The organism is Hwanghaeella sp., from assembly GCF_965227365.1.
In the GTDB taxonomy this organism is placed as follows: Bacteria; Pseudomonadota; Alphaproteobacteria; order UBA8366; family Aestuariispiraceae; genus Hwanghaeella.
Window position 1 is genome coordinate 1,015,395 of record NZ_OZ245754.1, and the last position, 22,737, is coordinate 1,038,131.

The window sequence follows — 22,737 nt, forward strand, 5'->3', positions numbered from 1 at the left end:
TCACCGCTTTCGGGTCCAGGAAATCGACAGCATGATCGCAATGGTCACGACTGTCAGAATTGTCGCCACCGCCGCAATCGTCGGATCGACACTTTCTTGAATGCCCTGCCAGATCAATTTCGGCAGGGTTTGAACATTTCTCACCGTGATGAAGAGGACGCCGACGATTTCGTCGAAGGAAACAATAAAGGCGAAGACGGCGCCGGCGATCATCCCGGGCCGGGCCGCCGGTGCGATGATCGAAACAACCGTCAGCCAGACCGAGGCACCCAGTCCGCGGGCCGCTTGGACAATGCGCCGATCCAGGTTCGCCAGTGCCGCGAATACCGTGATCGATACATAGGGCAGGGCCAGCAAAGTATGCGCGAGGATCACGCCGAGATGGCTGTCAATAAGTCCCAGATCGACCCAGAACCGGTAGAAACCGAGTGACTGGACGACCGGCGGTACCAGGATCGGGGTGATCAGAACCCATCGAGCGACCATTGCCCAAAAATCCGATAGGAGCCAACAGCCGATCGCGAATGCACTGCCCAAGACTGTTGCGACGGCAGCCACCGTAACGGCGACCCATATGCTCGTCCACGTCGCCGCCAGCCATTTGGGATTCGTGAAGTAGTTCTCGTAGTGGATGAAGGAAAGCCCATCGGACGGCAGTGAAATATATTCGTTCCCCGTGAGCGAGACAGGAATAATCACCAGAAGCGGCAACAACAGGAAGGCGAGGACGAACCATGCGCCCGTCTGCATGATAAGTCGAAAGTGCAATCGCGCCTGCATCAGCCACGCTCCAGCAATGTGCGTCGAAGGTCCACGAACCGGCTGGCGGCCAGGATCACAGTCGCGGTCGCGACCAGCAGCGCCACGGAAAGTGCCGTGCCCAGCCCCCAGTTCAGAAACTCCTGAATCTGGTACGTGATATACTCCGAAATCATCAAAACCCGGCCGCCGCCCAGCAGCGCCGGCGTGATATAGAAACCAAGCGACAGAACGAAGACCAGAAGCGCGCCGGACAGCACGCCGGGAAGGGTCTGTGGAAAGTACACCGCCAGGAATGCCTTGAACTCCGACGCACCGAGGCCGCGCGCGGCATCGACATAGGCCGGGTTTATCCCTTTCATATTCGCCATGATCGGCAGAATGGCGAAGGGCAGCATGACATGGATCATCGCCACGATGACGCCGAACTCGTTATGCATGAGAGCCAATGGTTCATCGATCAGACCAATGCCCCGCAGGCTCTCGTTCACAACACCGCTGCGGCCTAGAAGAACGATCCATGAAAAACTCCGCACCAGTACCGAAAGCCAAAACGGCAGCAGAACCAACGCGATCATCAATCCCACGAAGCGGTGATTGGCGTTGTAGATTGCATAGGAGACGATGTAGCCAAAGGTCAGACATCCGACCGTGGTCACCGCCGATATCCAGAATGTAATAAAGAAACTCTTACGGATCGGCCGACTGTCGAACATGTCGGCATAGTTTTCGACACCGATCTTCGGCTCCGTAACGCTGATCGCGAAAATATCGACCAGCGGCCAAATGTAGAAGACGAGCATGACCGCCAGCGCAGGCAGGATCAGAAGCCAGTAGCGCCTCTTGTCTGTCAAAAATCTAGCGGCCATGCTCGTTTTACCCAATTCTAATTGATTGACGATCAGTTGATCAGGGCGTCGACGTAGAGTTCTTCTGCCCAAACCTGATTCTCCGCGTACCAGGCATCGTTGTAGACCGTTTGCGTCGCCAGGTTTTCCGGCGAGGACGGATTCCACTTCTTCAACGATTCAGGCACCTTGTCCGCAGCCGCCGGATTCGCCGGACCCACGCCCATAGCATCCAGCCATTTGATCTGCAGATCCGGATCCTGGGTGTGCGCCAGGAACTTCATGGCTTCGTCCGCGCCGGCCGGATTGTTGACCGGAACGACCCATGCACCCGGCGACAATACCCCGCCGTTGAATGAGCTGGTGAAGCTGCCTTCGGGCATTTCATCTTTCAGGAGATGCGCGCGGGTACTCCAGATGCAGCCAATCGAGACTTCCTTCTGGAGGAACAATTGCTGGCTCATCGAACCCGACGGCCAGACAATCACGTGTTCGCGGATTTCACGGAACTTCTCGACCGCCGCTTTGATGCCGGCTTTGTCGCCAAGGAATTCATAGACATCGGCCGGTGCCGCCCCCATCGCCATCGCCGCGGTCTCCAGCATTCCGCGAACCGATTTACGGAATGTCCGCTTGCCTGGGAAATCTTTGACGTTCCACACGTCAGCCCAGGTCTCCGGCACCGCGTCGAGCATGGTCGGATTGCAGCACAGGCTGTAGCTGTAGGTGTAGTTCGCGACACCATGTTCCCATGTAAAGCCATCGATGACCTTGGATTTGTCCACGATCGAGTAGTCGATGGGTTGGGCCACACCTTGCTTGCCCATGATGATGGCTGAGCCGGGACCACTGTCGCAGACATCCCAGACCACCGCTCCGCTTTCGACCATGGCACGAATCTTACCGGCCGACGGGCCGCTGCCGTCGACGACCGTCTTGATCCCGGTTTTTTCGGTATAGGTGTCGCCCATGATCTCTTGGAGATACTCGGCGGCCTTTCCGCCCCAGTTGACCAGAACCAACTCGCTGGGCGCGGCGAAGGCATCATTACCCATAATCGGAATCACGCCCAAAGCGCCAAGCAGGCCCAGGACCGACCGCCGGTCGATCTTGCCGTCTCTGAATTTAGCCATGGCGATCTCGCCGAGATCGCGCTTGAAGGCTGTATCTTCGCTGATGTTGTCGAATTTTTTTTCCGTCACTGATCTTCTCCTCTGTTCACTCTCAAACCACCAAGACTATTTCTCCCCGGCCAGGATCACCCCGGCATCATCGTCCCACCCGAAAGAAACCTCTCGGCCGATTTCGGGGGTGATTTTTGTTTTCCAGGTGGGGGCCGACACCAGCACATCGCCGAACCCGGAATGCTCGACGATCATGTGGCAACGTTCGCCAAGATAGGATGTCTGCTGGATCACGCCTCGGAACTGTTCTTCGCCAGGGTCGGCAATCCGAATGCGCTCCGGCCGGAGGGCAACTTGTACTTCGGCCTCGACGGCCACGTCGGCCGGCGCTGAGACAACGAACCGTTCGCCGCCGCCTTGGCAGATGAAACCATCTTCGTTACCGCCGTTTATAACCGCGTCTATGAAGTTGCTCTTGCCCAGGAAGTCCGCCACGAAGCGTGATTTCGGTCGGTTGTATAGTTCCTCCGGCAGGCCGATCTGCAGTATCTTTCCGTGATTCAGAATCACGATCCGGTCCGACATCGACAAGGCTTCGTCCTGATCGTGGGTGACATAGATGAAAGTCACGCCGAGCTGCCGATGCAGGTCTTTCAGTTCCCATTGCAAATCGGCGCGCAGCTTCTTGTCGAGCGCCGATAGGGGCTCATCCAGCAACAGGACGGACGGTTTGAACGACAAAGCGCGGGCAAGCGCGACGCGTTGCTGTTGTCCGCCGGAGAGTTGACTGGGCATGCGGTCCGCGAAGCGTTCCATCTGGACCAGTTCCAGACACTCTTTCACGCGTGCCTTGATCGCGTCCGGCTGCCACTTCCGAAGTTTCAACGGGAAAGCGATGTTGCCTGCCACCGTCATGTTTGGAAACAGGGCATAGCCTTGAAAAACCATCCCGAAGTTTCTTCGGTCGGGAGGTAAATTTGTGATGTTTTCACCCCGCAGGGACAGACTGCCGACGTCGAGTTCGGTGAATCCGGCGATTGCCATCAGCAGTGTCGTCTTGCCGGACCCGGAAGGCCCCAGCAAGGTCAGGAACTCGCCATCCCCAATCTCCAGATCAACGCCGTCCAGGGCCCGCACCGGGCCATAATACTTGGCGGCGCCTTGAACCGAGAGAACCGATTCAGATGCAGGCATGGTATTCATGGAGGCTTCCCGCTTTCATTTGGTTTTTCGACAACCGTTCTCCGTCGTGGGTGCTGAGTGAACGGCGCGAAAGGGATTTGAATGACGACACGTTGCAATGATCCCCGGTTATCGGTTGTCGGCGCGGCGAAGCCGAAGCAGTGCGATTGCCATCGCGGTTGCCGCATGCGTTGGGTCGATGACTGTGACCCCAAGTTCCTGTTCCAACGGTGCGCGGTACCGGGCCATTCCCGCACAACCAAGAATCAGCATCTGCGCGCCATGGTCTGACAAAAGCCGGCGGCCGGTCTCCATGATCCTGTCCCGGGCCTTGGTCTCGTCCGCGAGTTCCGCCACGTGAAGGCCGATCGGCAGGTCGGCGGCGATCATGGCGTCCAGCCCCGCTTCGCGTGCCAGACGCCAGTGACGCGGTACCGCGACATCCAGAATGGAAATGACCCCGGCGCGTGCGCCCAATCCGGCGGCGGTGGCCAATGCCGCACGTGCCGAACCGATGACCGGCTTCGTCGTGACTTCCTTCGCGGCGATCGCGCCGGGGTCCGAATAGCAGGCGATGACGAATGCATCGGCGGCCGACTCGTTCCGACGGATGTGTTCGGTGACAAGCACCGACGCCTTGTCGCAGTCGCCTTGGGTTTCGATCCCGATGGGGCCTTGATCCAACCCGATACACTCGATCTTCGGACCGTCCACACTGCGGAACGGATCCATGGCAAGATCGATTGCGGCAGTCACGGCGCGGTTACTGTTGGGGTTAATTACCTGGATGAGGCCGCTCATATTCGTACTTCGCCCTATTCGGCCGCGTCGGGTCGGACGACGCCGGTTTGTTGCGTGATCAGGCCGTAATGCTCGATCCGTCGGTGTCGCGCGAAATCGAATACTGTTTCCTTGTAGAAGGTACATTCGTCGAGATCGCAATCCGCGACAATCAGCTCATCGTCAAGCGTTTGCGATTTCGCGACAATCTGGCCCGCCGGCGACACGATGGTCGATCCGCCCAGAAGTTTATGTCCGTCTTCCACACCCGCTTTCGCGACGGCCACTACCCAGGTGCCGTTTTGATAGGCGCCCGCCTGCACGGACAGGTCATGATGGAAACCGCGTAGGTCGTCGGCTTCTTCCGGGCGTTGCGAGTTCGTGGCCGGCGTATTGAAACCGAGCAACACCATCTCCACGCCCTGAAGCCCCATGACCCGATAGGTTTCCGGCCAGCGGCGGTCGTTGCAAATGCACATGCCGAACAGGCCGCCCATGGTTTTCCACACCGGGAACCCTAGATTGCCAGGTTCGAAATATTTTTTCTCCAAATGCTGGAATGCGCGCTTGGGATCGAACTCGGCATGGCCCGGCAAGTGTACCTTTCGATACTTGCCGACAATGTTGCCGTCGCCGTTGACCAGGACGGATGTGTTGAACCGGTGTTCCTGGCCGCCCTCGATTTCGCGCTCGGCATATCCGAGATAGAAGGCAATGCCCAGTTCCTTTGCCCGGTCGAACAGGGGTTGGGTTTCCGGGCTCGGCATATCGGTCTCGAAGTATCGATCTACTTCCTCGGGGGTCTCCAGGTTCCAGCGCGGAAAGAAGGTCGTCAGCGCCAGTTCCGGAAATACGACAAGGTTGCATCCTTCGGCCGCCGCTTGCTCCAGCAGCGCGATCATCCGTTCAACCGCGACGTCGCGCGTGTCGGCGAGATTGAGAGCGCCGAGTTGCGCGCCCCCGACACGGATAATTCTACTCATCATAGGTCTCCAGGCAGTATATCAGCACCAAAGTTGCGTGCCGGATCGACTTCCGGCAGGCGCTGGCCCAAGGGTTTTGCGAAGTCCGAGGTGTCGCGCGCGAGGAACTGTCCGCTACCCGCCTGTACCTGGAGTTCGCCATCGGACACCACCACGCGGCCCCGATTGACGACCGTCACCGGCCAACCCGTCAGGTGCTTGCCCTCGTATGGGCTGTATCCGGCTCGATCGTGCAGGTCCGCGTATCGGACGACGCGTTCCAAGGTGGGGTCCCAGATCACCAGATCCGCATCAGTGCCGACGGCGATCGTTCCCTTGCGCGGGAACAGGCCGTAGAGGCGTGCCGCATTTGTTGAGGTCAATTCGACGAACTTGTGAATGTCGATCCGTCCTTTGACCACGCCTTCGGAAAAGAGAAGCGGCATTCGCAACTCGATACCGGGAACCCCGTTTGCGATTTTCGTGAAGGGCGGATTCGGTCCGGCGTAGAGTTTGCCGTTCGAGTCGAAGCTGTAAGGGGCATGATCGGAGGAGACGATTTGGAAGGTGCCGTTCCGGATTCCCCGCCATAGCGCCTCTTGTGCGTCGGCGTCCCGCGGTGGCGGACTGCAGCAGAATTTCGCTCCCTCCATTCCATCCCGATCCAAGTCGTCGACGGTCAGGAACAAATACTGCGGACAGGTTTCACCATAGATTTTCAGACCGGCATCCTGGGCACGCCGTATTTCCGCGCTCCCTTCCTCTGTCGAGACATGCACGATCAGCATCGGCGTATCGGCGAGCGTCGATAGAGCGATCGCACGATGGGTCGCCTCGCTCTCCGCGACCCGCGCGTGACTTATCGCGTGAAATTTCGGGGCGGTGTTTCCGGTATTGACCAACCGTTCGGTGATCCAACGGATCATGTCATAGTTTTCGGCATGCACCATTACCAGTGCACCGTCGCGCCGGGCGGTCGCCAAGACATCCAGCATCTGATGATCGTCCAGCCGCAGCAATTCGTAGGTCATGTAGACCTTGAAGGATGTGAACCCTTCACGGATGAGCGCGGGGAGTTCCTGACCCAGGACTTCCGGCGTCGGATCGGAGACAATGAGGTGATAGCCGTAGTCGATCACCGCTTTCGGGCGGGCCCGCGCATGATAGTCCTCGACCACCGCGCGTAGGGAATCGCCTTTGTGCTGCGCCGCGAAGGGGATGACGGTCGTGTTGCCGCCAAACGCGGCCGAAATTGTGGCGCTTTCAAAATCGTCCGCTGTCATGAGACCGAAGGCGGACTTTTGTTCGATATGACAATGCGCCTCGACCCCGCCGGGCAGTACCAACAATCCGGTCGCGTCGATCTCGCGGTCGCCCGGTCCCAGGCTTCGACCGATGGCCGTGACCACGCCGTCCTTGACCCCGATATCGCATACGCTCTGCGATGACGCTGTCGTGACGTTGCCGCCGCGCACTACGAGATCGTACTCACTCATCAAGTGCTCCGTACATTGGCGGACCGCCTTGGAACAGCGATCCGGTTGTGTCTGTTCCATGCAATGTTGAGAGCGGAATGGAAAACCATCAAATAAAAGAATGAGCGCTTCGGATAACTTCACATTATTGATTGGGGCCGGACGCACACCGATGAATTCGGGAAATCCCTCCGTTGGCGCGGCGTTCGGAAAGTGCCGGTCATAGGACCCGAGACGCCGGGCGGATAAAGTTTGAGCACAGGCCGGCATGCAGCGCGGTATTGGCTTATCGATCGCTCAACCGCTTCGCTGGTCGAAAACAGGATCTGGCTGTTACGGTGTTGCGCAGACAGGATCCAAGCGGGATTCACAAAACTGGACCGGAGAACTGCATGTCCAAATCGATCATGAGCCCGATACGGATGAGCAGGGCTCGATGATGGTAGTTCGCGCGCTGAAAATGCGCGGTCTTGCATCAATGAACCCCCGTGAACACCGCTCTACGAGCAGCGCCGACATAGGTTGAAGTATATCGTGCCCTTGAACCTATTAACGCGGGCCCCCAATGGGCGGCAGGTCATGCGCTACGCCGGTTCATCCACTAAATCCTGGCAAACTCGCCAAGGGCTAATTGATTGTAATTAAAGCCTGCATTCTTACTGAAGTCGCCAGAGACGCCATGCTATTGTCTTGTCATGGCCAAGGCCTATCGGCGTATTTTAAGCTCTGCAACAAACCCAAAGAGACTCAATTGGACCGTCTTCAAGCCCTTCAGCTATTCGCCCGTGTGATCGAGCGCGGCACGATCTCGGCGGCCGGCCGGTCGTTGGGGCTGTCCAAAACCGCGGCATCCAAACGCTTGCAGGACCTTGAGGCGGAATTGAACGTCCGTCTGTTGAACCGGACCACACGTCACGTCTCCGCCACCGAGGCCGGGCAATCGCTTTACAATCGAGTCATTCCCATGATTCGGGACATGGAAACGGTTTTGGAACAGATCTCCGAATCCTCCGACAAACCGTCCGGTACCCTGAGGATTTTGGCGAGGCGATCCTTCGGCATGTTGCATATCATGCCGGCTCTGCCGTCCTTTCGCGCCCTGTATCCGGACGTGTCCGTGGACCTTCGTTTGACCGAGACCGTGGATATCGCGCCGTCGCATGGCGTGGATATAGCCATCAGATTGGGACGCCCCGACGAGAAGTCTCTCGAAGCAGAGCGCTTGACCAGCGACCGGCGTTTGCTTTGCGCCAGTCCGGACTATTTTGCGCGATGCCCGCCACCGAAAAACATGGGCGATCTCGATCGTCATGATTGCCTGACCTACGGCCAGGACACGGAGCCGGCGGTTTGGGTTTTCGAGGAGGAGAACAGTCGCCGGGAGGCGCGTGTAACCGGCGCCATCCGTTCGAACAGCGGCGAGGTCCTGCGCCAAGCCGCGTTGGATGGGCTGGGTCTGGCCGTGTTGCCTGAATGGATGGTCGCCTGGGATGTTGCCGGCGGACGCCTGCAAACCTGCCTCACCGAGTGCCGCGTCTACCCGGCCGGCTATTCCGCCGAGATCTTTGCCGTGTATCTACGTGACATTCTGCGCCCGATGAAGGTCAACGCGTTCATCGGACATCTGCAAAAGCACTTGGCAATGCATGTGGGATGATTGTTCCGAAATTCGGGAGACAATTTCCTCCATTATCCCACTACTCAACGGGACGGGATAAAGGCACGGTGGTTTCAAGATAAGAAACGGAACGCCGGAGGAAATCATGATCACCATCAAGCAGTTGCACCCTCTCTTCGCGGCTGAGGTCGTTGGGCTCGATCTCTCCAGGGCGGTATCGGATAGCGATTTTCAGACCATTGAAGACGCGTTCCGGCATCAGTCAGTGCTGGTGTTCCGGAACCAGCAAATCGACGATGACCAGCAAATCACGTTCAGCGAGCGTTTCGGCGAGTTGGAGACGACAAAGGTCGGAACGGTTGGCGCCGGCAGCAAATTGGTGATCCTGTCCAACATGAACGAAGACGGTGTCGTCGTGCCGCCGACGGACAAGCAGGTGCTGAACAATCGCGCCAATCGCCTATGGCACGCGGACAGTTCCTTCAAGGCTATGCCGGCGAAGGCATCCATGCTGTCCGCGCGCGTGATCCCGTCAAAAGGAGGGGATACGGAGTTCATCAGCATGCGCGCCGTCTACGCCGCCTTGCCGGAGGACTTGAAAAAGGCGGCCGAAAACAAGGTTGTTATTCACGACTATGCTTATTCCCGTTCCAAGATCGATCCGAACCTGGTGACGGACGAAGAAAGGGCCGCCGTGCCGCCGGTGCGCCAGGCGATGGTGATCGACCATGGCCCGGAACTCGGCAAATCGCTGTATCTCGGTGCCCATGCCGCGCGGGTCGAGGGAATGGGGGAAGCGGAAGGCCGGGCGCTGATCGACGAGCTGATGGCATTCGCCACGCAACCGCGCTTCGCTTATACCCATAAATGGCAGCCGCATGATCTGTTGCTGTGGGACAACCGGTCTGTCGTCCATAGGGCGACTCCGTTCGAAAGCAGCACCGAAAAGCGGCTGATGGTTCGAACGACGATTGCCGGCGATGTGCCGACACTGGCGGCTGCCGCGTGACCGACCAGTTCGACTACGTCATTGTCGGGGCCGGCACCGCAGGTTGCGTCCTGGCAAACCGGCTCAGCAGCGATCCGCGTGTGCGGGTCATGCTGCTCGAGGCGGGTGGCGGCGACCGCCATCCCTTCGTTCAGGCGCCCGTTGGGTTTTTGAAGACCTTTCAGGACCAGCAGTTCAATTGGTGTTTCTCCACCGCGCCGGGAAAGGGTGTTGGCGGCAGATCGATTTTCTTTCCGAGAGGGAAGTTGCTCGGCGGGTCCAGTTCGATCAACGGGCATCTCTATGTGCGCGGGCAGGCGCGGGACTATGATACCTGGGCCCAGCTGGGGAATAAGGGGTGGAGCTATGACGATGTCCTTCCCTATTTCAAGAGGGCGGAGGATAGATCCACCGGTGCGGATGAATTCCACGGCGCGGGCGGTCCGCAACACGTCTCGGATATTCATGAACGGCATCCGATCTGCGATGCGTTCATCAACGGGGCGGACAGCCTCGGTGTGCCCAGGAACACGGATTACAACGGTGCCCGTCAGGAAGGGGTTGCCTACTATCAACGGACAATTCGGAACGGTGTACGCCATAGTGCCGCGAGCGGATATCTGCATCCGGTCAAGCATCGTCGGAACCTGGAAATCGTCACCCACGCCCACGTAGAGCGTATTCTGTTCAATGGTCGCCAGGCGATCGGGCTGCGTTACAGACAGCATGGGCGTCCAGTGCAGGTTCACGCCAGGAAGGAGGTCATCCTGGCCGCCGGCGCCGTCGGGAGTCCGCATATCCTTCAGGTCTCCGGTATCGGGGATCCAAACCATTTGAAGACTATCGGCGTTGAGACGGTACACGCGCTTTCTTCGGTCGGGCAGGGATTGCAGGATCATTACGCCGTTCGTGTCGTTCACCGGGTTACCAAGCCGATTACCTTGAATGAACGAGCGCGCGGCCCGCGCCTGTTGTGGGAGATCGCAAAGTGGTATGCGGGGGGTAAGGGACTTCTCGCCTTCAGCCCGGCCCATGTCGGTGCCTTTGTGAAATCCGATCAGGGGTTGGACGAGCCTGACCTGCAATTCGTGTTCACGCCGGCAAGTTACTCGGTTGGTGTCGTCGGGACGTTGCAGAAAACCCCGGGCATGACGATTGGTGTGTGGCAGATGCGGCCGCATAGTGCCGGACATGTCCGCGCCCGGACGTCTGATCCATATGATGCGCCGGAAATTCAACCCAATTACCTTGTCGATGAGGCGGACCAACGCTCAGTCGTTCAAGGTTTGAAATGGTGCCGAAAACTGCTCTCAAGCGATGAACTGGAACCGTACCGCGGACCGGAAACCTTGCCGGGACCGGACGTGCAGAGCGACGCAGACCTGTTGGCATACGCGAGGGTGCACGGCGCGACGGTATATCACGCGATCGGCACCTGCCGGATGGGCATTGATTCAGAGGCGGTGGTCGATCCCGAATTGAAGGTTCACGGACTGGACAATCTGCGCGTGGTGGATGCCTCTGTCATGCCGACGATGGTCTCCGCCAATACCAATGCCGCAACAATGATGATTGCGGAAAAGGCATCGGATCTGATTGCCGAGACGCAAACCTGAACGAAAACGATAGCTGGGAGGCAAATATGGTGGAATTGAAGAATCATGCATTGGACAAGCTTCGCGCTGGCGAATTGTCCCTGGGGGTCGGACTGCGCCAGGCCCGGACCGTCGATATCGGCAAAATCATGAAAACGGCCGGGTTCGACTGGCTTTTCATCGACATGGAACACAATGCCATGGATGTGGACATGGCTGTTCAGATTTGCGTCGCGGCGCAGGATGCGGGGATCACCCCCATCGTCCGCGTCCCCGGCTTCCAGCACTTCCACGCGACCCGCGTGCTTGATGGCGGTGCGCAGGGGATCGTCGTTCCGCATGTGGATGACGCTGAAACAGCGGCCAAGATGGTATCGAACATGCGCTACCCGCCGCTCGGCCATCGTTCGGTGACAGGCGCCTTGCCGCAGTTCGATTTCGTCGGCCATCCCATTGCGGAAACGGCGGAGGTGGCGAACCGGGAAACTCTGCTCGTCTTGATGTTGGAAACCCCGACCGCAATTGCCAATGCGGATGCGATCGCGGCCGTTCCCGGCGTGGATGCCTTGCTGATCGGCACCAGCGACTTGACGATGGAAATGGGCATCCCGGGACAGTTCGATCATCCGGATGTCATCGCGGCCTATGAGACGACGATCGCGGCATGTCGGAAGCATGGAAAGTTTCCCGGCATGGGCGGCATTTACGACGCGGCGAACATGCAGCGATACATTTCCATGGGCGCGCGGTTCATCCTTTCCGGCAACGATCTGTCTTTCCTGATGGCGGGCGCGAAGGAGCGCGCATCCGCGGTTCGATCAATGTTGTAGTGGCCGGGCGGTTAACGCCTTGGCAGGGACGGCGTGGCCGCGATCGTATATTTTCGGGAAGACAGAGTCTGAATTCTGTCGGGCCTGTACAGGGCGCTTGAGGGCAGGTCCTACCGAGCAAAAGCGCTGGAACTCTAAGCGGTCGACTGTCGTTACCGGCAGATCTTGGTCTGGTTACGATTGAGACGTGATCTTTCGTAACCAGTCAAGAAACACAGCCAGGCGCCTCAACCCGGAGGTTCGCGTCATATAAACTGCGTTGATTTGCAGCGATGGAGTGGCCAGTTGGCCGGGAAAGAGCTCCACAAGCCGTCCTTCAAGGATGTCCCGTGCAATCATGAAATCAGAAAAACGTGCGATCCCGAGGCCGCCCAGAACGAGTTGCCTGACCGCTTCACCATTGCTTGCCGTTATGGACGGAGGGACAGGGATAACCTCCGCCTCGCCAGCAAATTTTAGTTCGTTGATATGCGCGGGGTTTGAAAACCGCACCTGCTTTAGCATACGCAGATCCGCTGGTTTCTCAGGCCATCCAAGGCGGTCCAGATAGGATGGTGATGCGACGAGATGCCATTTCGCTTCGCCCAATGGACGACGGATCAACTCGCTGTCTTCCAACCGTCCCAATCGAATAGCTACATCAGCATGGGCGCCAATCAGATCGACGACATTGTCCGTCATGTCGATGGACAGGTCGATTTCGGGATATTGCTCGGTAAATGACACCAGGTTCGGCGCTATTACATGCAGAACGAAGGGAACCGGCGCGTTGACGCGCAGGGGGCCACGCGGGGCGCGCCCCTGGCTCGCAATATCACGCAGCGCTTCCGTTCGGTCGACGATTTCGCGGGCCGATGCATGCAGGTCTCGACCTTCCGGTGTCAAATCAACCGATCTCGTCGTCCGCCGCAGGAGCGTCACGCCAAGCTGCGCTTCCAAACGGTTCACCGCGCGGCTCAAGGTTGATGGAGCTGTGCCAAGCCGTCGGGCCGCTTCGGCGAATCCACCATCTTCGACGACCGTGACGAAGACCGCCAAATCGCGAGTCTGTGGCAATTCGTGCATTTTTCGCAATGCTCCTTAGCAAACCGCTCTCTTCACGCAAAGATATGCTAGTGCCATTTGGGGCGTCGAGATAAAATTCTAGTTGGGAGCTTTCTCCATGCCTCTTGCACTTTGGGCGCTGACTATCAGCGCTTTTGCTGTCGGTACGACCGAATTCGTGATTGTCGGTTTGATACCCACCATCGCTGAAGATCTCGGCGTTTCGCTTCCCTCGGCGGGGTTGCTCGTTAGTCTTTATGCCTTGGGCGTTACTATCGGAGCGCCGGTGCTGACCGCCTTGGCAGGCCGCATGCCACGGAAACGTCTGCTGCTGTCGCTCTTGGTTCTATTCACCGCAGGCAACCTGTTTGCGGCAATGGCGCCGGGCTATGAAGCGCTGGTTGCTGCGCGCTTCATCACGGGACTTGCTCATGGTGTATTCTTTGCGATTGCCTCAACAATTGCGACTGGGCTCGTCCCGCGCGAAAAGGAATCCAGCGCCATAGCCATGGTATTCATGGGACTGACAGTTGCGCTCGTTACCGGTGTGCCTTTCGGTGCATGGATCGGCCAGAGTTTCGGCTGGCAGTCGACCTTCCTCGGCGTTGTCGGGCTTGCCATTATTGGCCTTGTCGCTTCTGCCCGCTTAGTGCCCTCCAATCTTGTTCAGAGAGAACCTCCGACACTGCGCCAGCAAATGCAGGTGCTGACATCGCCGCGTTTGGTCCTGGTGTATCTGATCACTGCCGTCGGCTATGGCGGCAACTTCATTGCCTTTACCTTCCTGGCTCCGATGCTGACTGACATCACAGGTCTTGGTGCCAATGCCGTCAGCCTCGTCATCCTGCTTTATGGCGTGTCGGTAGCCGTTGGGAACATTGTTGGCGGCAAACTGTCCGACCGCGTTGGACCGGTGCCGGCTTTGACGATCATATTCGGCGGGTTAGCACTTTCCCTCGTGTTCTTGGGCTTGGGGCTGGAATCAAGCTGGACAGCTATCGCTGTTGTTCTTTTCTGGGGCGGTTTCGCATTCGGAAACGTGCCGCCGTTGCAGGCTTATGTCGTGCAGATTGCCCGTGACGTGGCGCCGGGTGCAGTTGATGTGGCCTCAGGTTTGAACATCGGAGCGTTCAATCTGGGCATCGCCTTTGGTGCCTGGGCCGGCGGGACAGTGGTGGAGAATGTCGGACTGGCTCTCACGCCGTTCATCGGCGCAGCAGTGGTCGGCTTCGGAATTGCCTTGACCCGGCTCAGCGGGCGCATGACCCCTGTGCCGACGCCACAACCTGCAGAATAATGGAATGCCGATGTGATTTCGTCCGGGTCGACCAGATAGTGGCCCGGACGAAATGTGTTCCTGCCGTCACCATCAACCTCAAATCACCATGATCCACAGGAGTAACGGTCTATGACTATCCAAAAAAACTGGGCCTGCTGGCATCCCGACACTTGGATTTGGGACGTTCAAACTTTCCGTCGAACAGGCTTAGGCAATAGTCAATGCTGCCTTTACCGAAGAACCCTGTGTTAAATTGAATTGGCTCGCCCCACGTGTAGTTGGCGACTCTGCTTGTTTATCCTAGCGGTCTGCAAGGGTGCCAACATTCATATTCGTTCTATTGGTTCCAGATATGCATTCAACATTCGAGCAACGGTTCGTCTGGCGATACACTGAACCGAGGTTATCGTCATGACGCCATGGATATACGGAACTCACTTTCGGGTGATTTCGCGCTGGATAGCCTCGAAATTGGTTCACTTGACCCTCGGGAATCATGTCTATGACAGCGTGTTCCCAAAAATACTCTCAATGATTTCGTGTTATGAGATGGTGGGCGCGACTGGGATTGAACCAGTGACCCCTGCCGTGTGAAGGCAGTGCTCTCCCGCTGAGCTACGCGCCCGTCGCCTGTCGGCGTCAAGGCTGGTGGGTTTACGCGCGGGGTCGGGACCTGTCAAGAAAGCGTTGCGTCTGCCCGTGCGGCCGCTCACCGGCCTTTCCTGGCCCGGACCAACGGTATTCATGTATAGTTGCCGGTGACGGTCTTGCCTTTCCGAATTGCCGACCGAGATAGAGGTATTATTGGCAACAGGGATCGACTCGGAAGACATGCTGAAAGCCGAAGCCACACGTCGGACATGCCAGGAAATAAGGCAGGAAACGCGGCCGGAGCCGGTCAGGATCTGGCGAAGGCTTTGCGTTGCCGCGGCGCTGTTCGCGTTGCCGGTTTCCGCCGCCCCGGCCGCGGCGGAAGATACCGATCCGGTGGTGATAACCTATGAGGTCTATTTCGGCGGCCTGCATGTCCTGTCGGCGAAGGCCGAACTGGACCGGACGGATCAGCGTTACCGCCTGTCGGCCGAAGGCCAAACACAGGGTATCCTGGATTTCTTCTTCTCCTGGCACGGCCATACGGAATCTCTGGGGGCATTCGCCGCCGACGGTCCGGTTCCGTTACGGCATCGCAATCACGGCTATCGCGGCGAACGCGTCAGGAAGGTCGCGCTCGCTTATGACGGCACCGGCGATGTCGCCGCGGTCCTCGTTCAACCGCCGCCGGATCTGGAGGAGGTCAACGCCCTGCCGGAAGACGCGGAAATCGGCACCATCGATCCGTTGAGCGTGATCGCGGGCCTGTCGGAGGCGATGACCCAGGGCGATGCCTGCAGCGGCGATTTCCAGGTCTTCGACGGGCGCCGGCGATATGACCTCAGCGTGACGGATCGGGGCACGGAGCACTTCGACGCCAACGCGTATTCCATATTCCAGGGCGAGGCCCGTGCCTGCGAAATCGAATACACCGTGCTGGGCGGCGATAGGAAGGAAAAGAGCAAATACGTGAAGACGGCGCGCGACCGTATCGTCTATGTCGGGCGGCCTTTGGCGGAAGCACCGGCCATACCCGTCCGTGCCAAATTCGAGACCGATTTCGGCACCGTGATGGCGCATCTCACCAGTGTCACCGCCGGCGGCAAGCAATTGGCGCTGAATACGGATTGAGGGCTCACCGACCGGCGAGGCGAAGCAGCGGCCTGACCGTCGTACTCAATACATCCGCGCCCATCGCCGAGACCGGTCCGTGCGAATATCCATGGGTCAACACGACACCCGGCAGGCCGGCATTGCGTGCCGCCAATACGTCGACACGACTATCGCCGACATAGAGCGCGCGGTCCGGCGAACCGCCGGCCAGAAACAGGGCGGTGAGGACGGGAAGCGGACTCGGCTTCTTTTCCGGCAGGTCGTCGCCAGCGACGACCGCGTCGAACAGCCCATCCCAGCGCAGCCGTTGCAGGATCGCCTCGGTGGCCCGGCCCGGTTTGTTGGTGCAAAGCGCCATGGGGTTGCCCGCCCGCCTGAGCGCGGCGAGCAGATTGGTGACGCCCGGATAGGGTTTGGTCCTCATGACCGGCCCGGTGTGATAGTGATCAAGGAAACGCCGCAAGGCCTCGTCCGCCGGGGGCATGGGAAGACCGGCCGCCGTAAAGGCGCGCTCCAACAGTTTCGGCGCGCCGCCGCCGACCATGTTCATGACCTTGCCGACCGGTAGGTGGCTGCCGCCGTATTCCGCCAATAACCTGTTCGCCGCATCGGCTATGTCCGGTGCGCTGTGGATCAGGGTCCCGTCCAGATCGAAGATGAAAACGGTTCTGATTCCGGACCGTCTGTTTCGTTCCGGCGTGCGCCGACTGGGCTTCATGTTTGCTCGCACTGCGGGTATTTCTCCGGTATGAATATCTTGCAGGCCACTGGCGGTTGCCGGATACTCGGCCATCCGGGCGGGTCGATGCCGCCGAAATCGGAAGCGTTGTCCGGTTCCAGCGACCGGGTTGCATTGGTACCTCAGCCAGGGCGGTCGGAAAACCCGCCTTGACCTTAGACGGGGGCGGATATGTGGTCGGTGACGGCGTGGACCCCACCGGAATGAATTGAAAGGGCGTGCTTTTGGAGGAGGAACAGGCGCTGGCGGCGTTGCTTGCACGGTTCCGGACGGATCTGGCGGCGATTTGCGGGGAGGACCTGGCCGACAGCCTGCTCAAGGCGGGGCAATCGGGCGGCGCGCCGAACCTGGACATGCAGCTCGCCATCAACGACGGCCTGGAAATGATGGACGAAGCCCAAAGATCCGAGATACTCGGCCTGCTGGACGATTTTCTGACCCAGGCCAAGGCCCTCAGGAATTAGCGCCGCCCAGGCGAAACCTTTCGAAACAATCCGCAAATACGCGTAACAAAGAGTGACTTGGCGCTGTTTTCCGCCTGTGGCATTAGTGAAGCGTCAATTTCTCCAAAGCGAACCAGGCAGTCCTCCAGGCATGAATTCCCCGTCCTGCGCCACCGTCGTTCTCTCCGCCGGGCTCGGCACCCGCATGCGTTCCGCGAAACCGAAAGCGATGCACGAGGTCGGCGGCCTGCCGATGGTGAACCATGTACTGCGCGCGGTCGCGCCGATGGCCCCGGAGCGCACGGTCGTGGTGGTCGGGCCGGACATGCCGGATCTGGAACGCGCGGTCGCCCCGGCAGAAACGGCTGTTCAACATGACCGGCTGGGCACGGCCGATGCGGTCAAGGCCGCCCGTGCGGCGCTTTCCGGGTACGGCGATGCGGATGCTACGGTCTTCGTCGTCTATGGCGACAGCCCTTTCCTGAAGACGGCGACGTTGCAACGGATGCTGGACGCACGGGGCGACGGTGCCGCGGTGGTCGTGCTGGGCTTCCAGTCGGCGGAGCCGACAGGGTACGGACGCCTCATTCAAGACGCTTCGGGCGCGCTGACCGCGATTGTCGAGGAGCGGGACGCCTCCCTGGAACAGAAGGCGATCACGTTCTGCAATTCCGGCGTCATGGCGATTGAGGCTGCGCGACTGTTCACCTGGATCGACCGGGTGACCAACGACAATGCCAAAGGCGAATATTACCTGACCGATCTTGTGGAGATCGCGCGGGCGGATGGATGCCGCTGCGCTGCGATCGAGGCACCGGAAGCCGAGTTGCAGGGCGTCGACAGCAAAGTCGACCTGGCGGCTGCCGAGGAACAGTTCCAGCAGGCCCGGCGCCATGCGGCGCTGGAAGATGGCGTCACGTTGCGCGACCCCTCGACGGTGTGGTTCTCCTACGATACGGCCCTGGCGCCGGGGGTGGAGGTCGGCCGCAACGTGGTCTTCGGGCCGGGCGTCACGGTCGAGGAAGGGGCCGTGATCAAGGATTTCTGCCATCTCGAAGGTGCCGTCGTTCGGCGCGGCGCGGATATCGGGCCCTTCGCCCGGCTGCGGCCCGGGACCGAGATTGGCGCGGGCGCGCGGATCGGCAATTTCGTCGAAGTGAAGAACGCTGTTTTCGGGGAAGGCGCAAAGGCGAACCATCTTTCCTATATCGGCGATGCCGGGGTCGGTGCGAAGGCCAATATCGGGGCCGGTACGATCACCTGTAATTACGACGGCTATTTGAAATCGCGCACCGAGATCGGGGCAGGCGCTTTCATCGGGTCGAATTCCGCGCTGGTCGCACCTGTCAGCATCGGCGCGGGCGCCATCGTCGGCGCCGGCAGCACCGTGACCCAGGATGTGGCCAAGGACGCTATCGCCGTCGCCCGCGGCCAGCAGATGGCCAAGGATGGCGCGGCGGTCAAATTCCGGGAGGGGCGGGCAGCCCAAAAAGCGAAGCAGCAGGCCGACAAGAAGGCCAAGGCGTAAGCCCGAATAGTAAAGAACACGAAACGGAACGAAGGAGGCCGTCCCAACCATGTGCGGCATAGTCGGTATTCTCGGAAAACGGGATGCGTCCCCTCTCTTGCTGGATGGTCTGAAGCGGTTGGAATACCGCGGTTACGACTCAGCCGGTATTGCCACCCTGGTCAACGGTTCGATCGACCGGCGGCGCGCGGAAGGGAAGCTCGCCAATCTGGCATCCGTGCTTGAGGGCAACCCTCTCGCGGGGACGGTCGGGATCGGCCATACCCGTTGGGCAACCCATGGGGTGCCGTCGGAGAACAACGCGCATCCGCATATCTCGGAGAATGTCGCGCTGGTGCATAACGGCATCATCGAGAATTTTCAGGAGTTGAAGGATGAACTGGGCGATCGCGCCAAGGCGATCTCCAGCGAGACCGATACCGAGGTCGTCGCCCATGTCATCAACATGTATCTCGACGAGGGGCTGAGCCCGCGGGAAGCGGTCGCCAAGACCCTGCCGCGTCTGGAAGGCGCGTTCTCGTTCGTGATGATCTTCCGCGGCCATCACGACCTGATGATCGGTGCGCGGCGCGGCAGTCCGCTCGCCATCGGTTACGGCGAGGGCGAGATGTATTTCGGCTCCGACGCCCTGGCGCTGGCACCGCTGACCCGCCGCATCTGTTATCTGGAGGATGGCGACTGGGCCGTGGTCGGTCCGGCAGGGGCGGAGGTCTTCAACGAAGACGGCGAACCGGTCGAGCGTCCCGTCGTGGAAACCGCGGTTTCCGGTGCGATCATCGGCAAGGGCAATTATCCGCATTTCATGCTCAAGGAAATCTATGAGCAGCCGACGGTGATCGGCGATACGCTGGCCACGGTGCTGAACCCGGCCAGCCAGACGGTCACCCTGCCGCCGCTGCCGATCGATTTCGCGTCCGTGCCGCGGATCACGATCTCAGCCTGCGGCACGGCATCATACGCCGGTTATGTCGCTAAATACTGGTTGGAAGGATTGGCGCGGATTCCGGTCGAGGTCGATATCGCTTCGGAGTTCCGCTATCGCGGCGCGCCGCTGCCGGAAGGCGGCCTGGCCATCTTCGTCAGCCAGTCGGGCGAGACCGCCGACACGCTGGAGGCGCTGCGTTTCTGCAAGCGGGAAGGGCAGCATATCCTTTCCATCGTCAATGTACCGGAAAGCACCATCGCTCGTGAATCCGACGCGGTGATCCTGACCAAGGCAGGGCCGGAGATCGGCGTCGCCTCGACCAAGGCCTTCACCACGCAGCTGACGGTTTTTGCCTCCATCGCCATCGCCGCGGCGCGGGCGCGCGGGACCATCGACCACAAGCGGGAAGCGGAACTGGCTTCCGCCCTGGCCGAAGTGCCGGGCCGCGCGGCCGAGGTCCTCAACCATGACGGCCATATCGCCGAGATCGCCCAGACGGTCGCCAAGGCCCGGGACGTCTTCTATATGGGCCGCGGGGCAAGTTTCCCGATCGCCATGGAAGGGGCGCTGAAGCTGAAGGAAATCTCCTATATCCACGCGGAAGGCTATGCGGCGGGCGAGATGAAGCACGGCCCGATCGCCCTGATCGAGGAGGAAGTGCCGATCATCATGATCGCACCCAGCGACGCCCTGTTCGAGAAGACCGCCAGCAACGTGCAGGAAATGATTTCCCGGGGCGGCAAGGTGATCTTCCTGTCGGACGCCAAGGGCATCGAGCGCATGCACAAACAGGCGAAACCCTTCGCCAGCATTGAGCTTCCCGCCGTCGACCCGGTCGTCGCGCCGATCCTGTATTCCATCCCGGTGCAACTGCTGGCCTATCACACAGCCGTCATCAAAGGCACCGATGTCGACCAGCCGCGGAATTTGGCGAAAAGCGTTACGGTGGAATAGAGTGACGGTGCCCGGAGTTGGTAGCTTCGGGCTTGGCCGATCAGGGGAAAACCCGGGGAGGTGCGGTTTGGACCAGGTCACCGGCGGTTGCCAATGCGGCGCGGTCCGGTTCGCGGCGGTGGGGTGGCCCGATCGGGTCGGGATCTGTCACTGTCTGGACTGCCGAAAACATCACGGGGCACTGTTCCATGCATCGGCGATCTTTCCGGAGAACGCCGTCACGGTCGAGGGTAATACGCATTCCTATCAAGGGCGGCACTTCTGCCCGCAATGCGGTTCCTCGGTCTATTCCCGTAGCAGAAACGAGATGGAGCTTCATCTGGGTTCCCTGGACGCGCCGGACCAATTCAAACCGAGTTACGAACTTTGGACCCTGCGCCGGGAGTTCTGGCTGCCGCCGTTTCCGCTCGAAGAACGGTATGTTCGGGACCGGGAAGACGCGGAGGGGGACGAGGCGTGAGGCGGCCAAGCTGTCCCTTCACTCAGGCAGAATACGCCCTGCAGTGATCGTTCTCCTCGTCACGCGGCCTGACCCTTGTCGCAGAGTCAGGCCAAGGCCTCCCCATGCATGGCGAGGCCGTCGACGACGGCGGTGAAGATCTCCGTTTCGACCATGCTCGCCGCAGGGACGACCCGTGATGTGGCGGATCGAACAAGCCGCATCAGGCTCGCGCCGCCGACCGGCACCACATGCGAGACCGCATCCCGTGAGACCTTGGCGCGCGTCAGCGTGTCGTCGAGGGTTTCCGAAAGCGTGTCGGTAAAGCCGCTGAAGACGGTTTCGATATCCGCTGGATTCATGCCCACGGAAAGGCCCGTTTCAAGCAGTTTGAGATCAATCTCGACAGGGCCTGCCGCGCTGTTTGAAGCGATCTTGGAGCGTTCGGCGAGGAAGGCGATCTCGTGCCCCAATTGCCAATCGATCGTGTGGTGCAGGCGCTGGAAAATGTCGGGCTCCACCGCATCCCGCACCAGACCCTTCGCCAATGTCAGGGTCTTGCCCGTGTAGAGCATATGGATCTTTTCCCAGGTCGCGAGGTCCTGGAAAATGGCGTTCGGCGCGGTGATGGTCTCGCCGCCCATTCCGTGCCGGATGCTGTGGCCGTGACCCAGGCAGGGCATGATGAATTTCAGGTTTAGGGCCCGATCGAAATCCGTGCCGCCCAGTTGCACACCATGGGACGCGGCCAGATCGATCCCGCCGCCCGACTTCTTGAAGGCGGTGAAGTCGGAAGTGCCGCCGCCGATATCGACCACGACGCCAAGCGCATCCGTATCGATCGCGCCGGTGACGGAAAGGGCGGCGGCTTCCGGTTCGGGCAGAAAGACGATGTCGTCGAAGCCCGCCATGCGATAGCAGCGCTCCAGGTCGCTTGCCGCGCGGGCGTCGATATCCGCATTCCGGCTGTCGAACAGGACGGGCCGCCCGGCGACGACCTTGTCGAAGCGCCGTCCGGCCTGTTCCTCGGACCTTTGCTTGATGATTTTCAGGAAGGCCGCGACGATGTCGTAGAAATCCATCTTCCGGTCCAGGATGGTTCGGCGTTCCGCCATCAGCGGCGTGCCGAGTACCCGTTTCAGTGAGCGCATATAGCGCCCTTCCAGCCGGTCTATCAGGGCTTCGTTGGCAACGGAGCCGACGGCCATGCTCTTTTCTTCGAGAGGAAAGAAGACCGCTGTCGGGACCGTGTCGCTTTCTCGGTCGAGCCGGATGCGCTTTACCGTGCCGTCCTCGACGTACGCCGCTGCGGAGTTTGACGTTCCAAAATCGATACCCAGCCAGTCGCTCATGGATCTGCGTCCCTCGTTCGTATCGGCGTTGTGTCGGAGGCAAGCGGTTGGCAGCCGACCCAGGGTGACCGGGCGGGGCTTCGTTCAGGCGGATCTGTTTTGAATGGCCGGACCTGTGTGCAGGGAATAGTGTTCCATAGGGCCCGGCGCGGCGCCGGGTCTTGTAGAG

Annotated in this window: 20 protein-coding genes and 1 tRNA gene; 10 read left to right on the plus strand and 11 right to left on the minus strand. The window is 59.9% G+C overall.

Features of this window, described 5'->3' with window-relative positions; all coding sequences use genetic code 11:
- From ACQK2G_RS04525 to hydA, 7 genes are all read right to left on the minus strand, one after another.
- Positions 1 to 780, minus strand: coding sequence for an ABC transporter permease (locus tag ACQK2G_RS04525; protein WP_425403832.1), 780 nt, complete (start codon positions 778 to 780; stop codon positions 1 to 3).
- Positions 780 to 1,628, minus strand: coding sequence for an ABC transporter permease (locus ACQK2G_RS04530; RefSeq protein ID WP_425403833.1), 849 nt, complete (start codon positions 1,626 to 1,628; stop codon positions 780 to 782). Before ACQK2G_RS04530 ends, ACQK2G_RS04525 begins: the two co-directional genes overlap by 1 nt.
- 32 nt (positions 1,629 to 1,660) lie before the next feature.
- Complete coding sequence (locus ACQK2G_RS04535; RefSeq protein WP_425403834.1) at positions 1,661 to 2,809, minus strand: extracellular solute-binding protein; 1,149 nt, start codon at positions 2,807 to 2,809, stop codon at positions 1,661 to 1,663.
- 36 nt (positions 2,810 to 2,845) lie between these two features.
- Positions 2,846 to 3,934 carry an ABC transporter ATP-binding protein gene (locus ACQK2G_RS04540; RefSeq protein WP_425403835.1) on the minus strand — a complete coding sequence of 363 codons (1,089 nt, stop codon included), beginning with the start codon at positions 3,932 to 3,934 and terminating at the stop codon, positions 2,846 to 2,848.
- A gap of 108 nt (positions 3,935 to 4,042) precedes the next feature.
- Complete coding sequence (locus ACQK2G_RS04545; protein WP_425403836.1) at positions 4,043 to 4,714, minus strand: aspartate/glutamate racemase family protein; 672 nt, start codon at positions 4,712 to 4,714, stop codon at positions 4,043 to 4,045.
- A gap of 14 nt (positions 4,715 to 4,728) precedes the next feature.
- Complete coding sequence (locus tag ACQK2G_RS04550) at positions 4,729 to 5,676, minus strand: N-carbamoyl-D-amino-acid hydrolase (protein ID WP_425403837.1); 948 nt, start codon at positions 5,674 to 5,676, stop codon at positions 4,729 to 4,731.
- Positions 5,676 to 7,151 (minus strand): dihydropyrimidinase, encoded by a 1,476-nt coding sequence (hydA, locus tag ACQK2G_RS04555; RefSeq protein WP_425403838.1) that lies wholly within the window; start codon positions 7,149 to 7,151, stop codon positions 5,676 to 5,678. The genes ACQK2G_RS04550 and hydA overlap by 1 nt, the downstream gene beginning before the upstream one ends.
- 730 nt (positions 7,152 to 7,881) lie before the next feature.
- On the opposite strand from hydA, the gene ACQK2G_RS04560 reads away from it, so the two are divergent.
- The 4 genes from ACQK2G_RS04560 (at position 7,882) to ACQK2G_RS04575 (ending at position 12,161) form a co-directional block, all read left to right on the plus strand.
- On the plus strand, positions 7,882 to 8,787 hold the full coding sequence (locus ACQK2G_RS04560) for a LysR family transcriptional regulator (protein WP_425403839.1): 906 nt from the start codon (positions 7,882 to 7,884) through the stop codon (positions 8,785 to 8,787).
- Between the two features lie 106 nt (positions 8,788 to 8,893).
- Positions 8,894 to 9,757, plus strand: a complete 864-nt coding sequence (locus ACQK2G_RS04565) for a TauD/TfdA dioxygenase family protein (RefSeq protein WP_425403840.1) — start codon at positions 8,894 to 8,896, stop codon at positions 9,755 to 9,757.
- Positions 9,754 to 11,352 carry a GMC family oxidoreductase gene (locus tag ACQK2G_RS04570; RefSeq protein ID WP_425403841.1) on the plus strand — a complete coding sequence of 533 codons (1,599 nt, stop codon included), beginning with the start codon at positions 9,754 to 9,756 and terminating at the stop codon, positions 11,350 to 11,352. The genes ACQK2G_RS04565 and ACQK2G_RS04570 overlap by 4 nt, the downstream gene beginning before the upstream one ends.
- Positions 11,353 to 11,378: 26 nt before the next feature.
- On the plus strand, positions 11,379 to 12,161 hold the full coding sequence (locus ACQK2G_RS04575; protein WP_425403842.1) for an HpcH/HpaI aldolase family protein: 783 nt from the start codon (positions 11,379 to 11,381) through the stop codon (positions 12,159 to 12,161).
- A 174-nt stretch (positions 12,162 to 12,335) separates the two neighbouring features.
- Here the strand turns inward: ACQK2G_RS04575 and ACQK2G_RS04580 are convergent, their stop codons facing one another.
- Positions 12,336 to 13,226, minus strand: a complete 891-nt coding sequence (locus ACQK2G_RS04580) for a LysR family transcriptional regulator (RefSeq protein ID WP_425403843.1) — start codon at positions 13,224 to 13,226, stop codon at positions 12,336 to 12,338.
- A 97-nt stretch (positions 13,227 to 13,323) separates the two neighbouring features.
- Here ACQK2G_RS04580 and ACQK2G_RS04585 point away from each other — a divergent pair, with 97 nt between their 5' ends.
- On the plus strand, positions 13,324 to 14,502 hold the full coding sequence (locus ACQK2G_RS04585; RefSeq protein WP_425403844.1) for an MFS transporter: 1,179 nt from the start codon (positions 13,324 to 13,326) through the stop codon (positions 14,500 to 14,502).
- A 532-nt stretch (positions 14,503 to 15,034) separates the two neighbouring features.
- On the opposite strand, the gene ACQK2G_RS04590 is transcribed toward ACQK2G_RS04585, so the two are convergent.
- A tRNA-Val gene (locus tag ACQK2G_RS04590) sits at positions 15,035 to 15,109 on the minus strand.
- 179 nt (positions 15,110 to 15,288) lie between these two features.
- Here ACQK2G_RS04590 and ACQK2G_RS04595 point away from each other — a divergent pair.
- Entirely contained in the window at positions 15,289 to 16,206 is a 918-nt protein-coding gene (locus tag ACQK2G_RS04595) for a DUF3108 domain-containing protein (RefSeq protein WP_425403845.1), read from the plus strand.
- A gap of 4 nt (positions 16,207 to 16,210) precedes the next feature.
- Here the strand turns inward: ACQK2G_RS04595 and gph are convergent, their stop codons facing one another.
- Positions 16,211 to 16,906: a phosphoglycolate phosphatase gene (gene gph, locus ACQK2G_RS04600; protein ID WP_425403846.1), complete on the minus strand. Its 696-nt coding sequence runs from the start codon at positions 16,904 to 16,906 to the stop codon at positions 16,211 to 16,213.
- A gap of 239 nt (positions 16,907 to 17,145) precedes the next feature.
- On the opposite strand from gph, the gene ACQK2G_RS04605 reads away from it, so the two are divergent.
- The 4 genes from ACQK2G_RS04605 to ACQK2G_RS04620 all read left to right on the plus strand — a co-directional run bounded on the left by ACQK2G_RS04605 (position 17,146) and on the right by ACQK2G_RS04620 (position 21,237).
- Positions 17,146 to 17,391 carry a hypothetical protein gene (locus ACQK2G_RS04605; protein ID WP_425403847.1) on the plus strand — a complete coding sequence of 82 codons (246 nt, stop codon included), beginning with the start codon at positions 17,146 to 17,148 and terminating at the stop codon, positions 17,389 to 17,391.
- A 130-nt stretch (positions 17,392 to 17,521) separates the two neighbouring features.
- Positions 17,522 to 18,898, plus strand: coding sequence for a bifunctional UDP-N-acetylglucosamine diphosphorylase/glucosamine-1-phosphate N-acetyltransferase GlmU (gene glmU / locus ACQK2G_RS04610; protein ID WP_425403848.1), 1,377 nt, complete (start codon positions 17,522 to 17,524; stop codon positions 18,896 to 18,898).
- 49 nt (positions 18,899 to 18,947) lie between these two features.
- Positions 18,948 to 20,777, plus strand: coding sequence for a glutamine--fructose-6-phosphate transaminase (isomerizing) (gene glmS, locus ACQK2G_RS04615; RefSeq protein ID WP_425403849.1), 1,830 nt, complete (start codon positions 18,948 to 18,950; stop codon positions 20,775 to 20,777).
- A 67-nt stretch (positions 20,778 to 20,844) separates the two neighbouring features.
- A complete protein-coding gene (locus ACQK2G_RS04620) occupies positions 20,845 to 21,237 on the plus strand; it encodes a GFA family protein (protein ID WP_425403850.1) in 393 nt (130 codons plus the stop codon).
- A gap of 86 nt (positions 21,238 to 21,323) precedes the next feature.
- On the opposite strand, the gene ACQK2G_RS04625 is transcribed toward ACQK2G_RS04620, so the two are convergent.
- The gene (locus ACQK2G_RS04625; protein ID WP_425403851.1) at positions 21,324 to 22,568 is read right to left on the minus strand and encodes an Hsp70 family protein; all 1,245 of its coding nucleotides are present in this window, start codon (positions 22,566 to 22,568) and stop codon (positions 21,324 to 21,326) included.
- Between the last annotated feature and the right edge of the window lie 169 nt (positions 22,569 to 22,737).